At 62.6% G+C, this 2,869-nt stretch carries 3 protein-coding genes and 1 other RNA gene; 3 read left to right on the plus strand and 1 reads right to left on the minus strand.

All coding sequences use genetic code 11. From position 1 onward, the window contains the following. From EN879_RS30770 to rnpB, 3 genes are all read left to right on the plus strand, one after another. Positions 1–586: N-acetylmuramoyl-L-alanine amidase (locus EN879_RS30770; RefSeq protein ID WP_164774686.1), on the plus strand; the 586-nt coding region annotated here is incomplete at its 5' end. A gap of 211 nt (positions 587–797) precedes the next feature. Further along, positions 798–1,529: a lytic transglycosylase domain-containing protein gene (locus tag EN879_RS30775; protein ID WP_013530946.1), complete on the plus strand. Its 732-nt coding sequence runs from the start codon at positions 798–800 to the stop codon at positions 1,527–1,529. Between the two features lie 50 nt (positions 1,530–1,579). Beyond that, an RNA gene (gene rnpB / locus EN879_RS30780) (RNase P RNA component class A) lies at positions 1,580–1,989 on the plus strand. Between the two features lie 87 nt (positions 1,990–2,076). Here rnpB and EN879_RS30785 read toward each other — a convergent pair. Then, positions 2,077–2,869: PLP-dependent transferase (locus EN879_RS30785; protein ID WP_127274474.1), on the minus strand; the 793-nt coding region annotated here is incomplete at its 5' end.

The following is a 2,869-nucleotide window of genomic DNA, read 5'->3' on the forward strand; positions in this document are numbered from 1 at the left end:
GCATTATCTGGTCCACGAGAATGGCCATATCGTGCAGATGGTCAGGGAAAGCGACCGCGCCTGGCACGCCGGCAAGAGTTCGTGGTTCGGATGCGCCGACATCAATTCCTGTTCCGTCGGCATCGAGATCGTCAATCCGGGGCATTCGCTGGGCTATCCCGGTTTTCCCCGGCGGCAGATCGATGCCGTGATCGGGCTGTGCCGGGGGATCGCCGGTCGGCATTCGATCGCCGCCGAGCGGGTACTCGCGCATTCCGATGTTGCGCCGGGGCGCAAAATCGATCCCGGCGAGAAGTTTCCGTGGCGGGCGCTATTCGAGGCCGGTGTCGGCCATCTCGTTACGGCCGCCCCCGTCAGGCGAGGCGCTACTCTGACAACCGGCGACACCGGCGGCGATATCGAAGCGTTGCAGTCGATGCTGGCGCTCTACGGCTATGGCGTTGAAATATCCGGCGTTTTCGACCGGCAGACGGAGGCGGTGGTCGAAGCCTTCCAACGGCATTTCCGGCCGCGCAAGGTGGACGGCGTTGCCGACGGCTCGACGCTGCGGACGCTGCAAAGGCTGCTTGCTTCCGTGAAGCGCTAATCCCCGGGAGACCTCTCCCAAGCAATTCTTTCCAATCCTTAAGTTACAGGCTGTCACTCAAAGTGACTTGCCTGGCCTTGTTTGACACCAATTCGGGCGTCAAACGGCTGACGTGTAGATGTCGGACCCCAAGCCCCCCCCGGGTTGTTCCGACGTTGGTTAGGCGTTGCTGCGTGAACATCTTCGCGCGGTTCAGACAGAACAGGATCACATGCAGAAATTTACCGTTTTAACGGCAGCTCTTGCTGCCGGCGTAATGACTTTTGCCTTCAGTGCGGCGCATGCAGCGTCATTCAGCCCGCGGGCCGATCAAGGGTTTCCCGTGGTATCCGCAAAAAGCGGCAAGGCAGGCCACGACGCCAAGGCGACAAAGCAGGCATCCGCCAAAGCGGAGACGAAGCGGGCTTCCGCCAAAGCGGAAAAGGCAAGCTGGTCCAAACCGAAGAAGTCCATCGCCAAAAGGCAGACGAAGCGCGGCCGCAAGACCGTCGACATGACGAGAACGGCATCGATCGGCCTCAGGAACGCGGCGGAGTCGACGGCCGCGGTGGCGAGCAGCGGCCAGTATTCCGCAATCGTTGCCCGCTATGCGGCGATCGAAGGCGTGCCCGTGTCGCTCGCCTCGGCGGTCATCAAGATCGAGAGCAACTACCGGCCCAACATCGTCGGCAGCGCCGGCGAGATCGGCCTGATGCAGATCAAGCCGGCCACGGCTCGGATGATGGGCTATAGCGGCTCCGCCAAGGGCCTGTTCGATCCCGACACCAACATCAAATACGGCATGAAATACCTTGCCATGGCACGGAGCCTCGGTGGCGGCACGACCTGCGGCACCATTCTGAAATACAATGCCGGGCACGCCGCAACGCGGATGAACCCCGTGTCGGCAGCCTATTGCGGCAAGGTCAAGGTGCAGATGGCTGCGCTTGGATCGCCCGCATAAGTCAGCTTTTTCGTTTGCGTTTTCGGGCGTGAACCCCTTTATACGCTCTGCCAGCTGGCTGGGCGGCCGCACCCGCAAACGCCGAAAGGTCGTGGGTGAGGAAAGTCCGGGCTCCATGGAAACACGGTGCCGGTTAATGGCCGGCGGGGGCGACCCCAGGGAAAGTGCCACAGAAAGCAAACCGCCACGATCCGGCTTGCCGGATTCGGGGCAAGGGTGAAAGGGTGGGGTAAGAGCCCACCGCGCGACTGGCAACAGGAGCGGCACGGTAAACCCCACCGGGAGCAAGACCGAATAGGGACGGTGCGAGGGGAAACCCTCGAGGGCTGTTTCCGGCTCACCGTCCGGGTAGGTTGCGTGAGGCGCATGGCAACATGCGCCCAAGATGAATGGCCGCCACGTTCTCGCCTCGCAAGGGACGAGGGCCATACAGAACCCGGCTTACAGGCCAGCTGGCAATTTCTCTCCCCCGATATCAAGAGAAATCTCTTGAAATCAGCAGGTTGCGCCCTCGGGCGCGCCTGTTGATTCAAGCCTGTCCGGCCGTTCATCCGAGCCGGGAGCCGCTGATCCCGTCCAGCGACGTCTCGATCGCTTTCCAGAGCTCTTCCACCGGCTCGCAGCCGACCGAGAGGCGGACGAAACCGGCGGAGACCGCATCGCCTCGCTTCAGGCGCCGCTCGGCGGAGGTGTGGACGCCGCCGAAGGATGTCGCGGCCTGCATCAGGGCACAATTGTTGATGAAGTCCTCGGCTTTGTCTTCCGAGGCGAGTTCGAAAGAGATGAGAAAGCCGAAGCGCTCCATCTGGGCGCGGGCTAGGTTGTGCGACGGGTCGCCTTCAAGCCCGGGATAACGCAGGCCGCTGATTGCCTTGTGGCCCTGCAGTCGCCGCGCGATGACTTCCGCCGAGGAACACATGCGATCGAAGCGCACATCCAGTGTCTCCAGGCCGCGGTGCACCAGCCAGGCTTCGAACGGACCGGGAATGCTGCCGGAAACTTCGCGCCAGCCGGTCACGGCGGCGATGATATCGGCATTGCGACTGGCGACATGGCCGAACAGCACGTCGGAATGGCCATTGGGTGCCTTGGTGTCGGCGGCAACGACGATGTCGGCGCCGTGGTCGAGCGGTCGTTGGCCGAGAGGGGTCATGGTCGTGTTGTCGACCACAAGGATCGCGCCGGCTTTGTGGACAGCATCGGCAACGGCGGCGATATCGCAGATATCCAGCCCCGGATTGGCAGGGGTTTCGACAAATGCCAGCCGATAGCCATCGAAGCCGCCATCGAGGAAGGTCGAAGTCGGCCTGGCATCATAGGTGATGCCGAGCGGCTTGAGG

It is taken from the genome of Mesorhizobium sp. M7A.F.Ca.AU.002.02.1.1, assembly GCF_003998535.1.
GTDB classification, from domain to species: domain Bacteria; phylum Pseudomonadota; class Alphaproteobacteria; order Rhizobiales; family Rhizobiaceae; genus Mesorhizobium; species Mesorhizobium ciceri.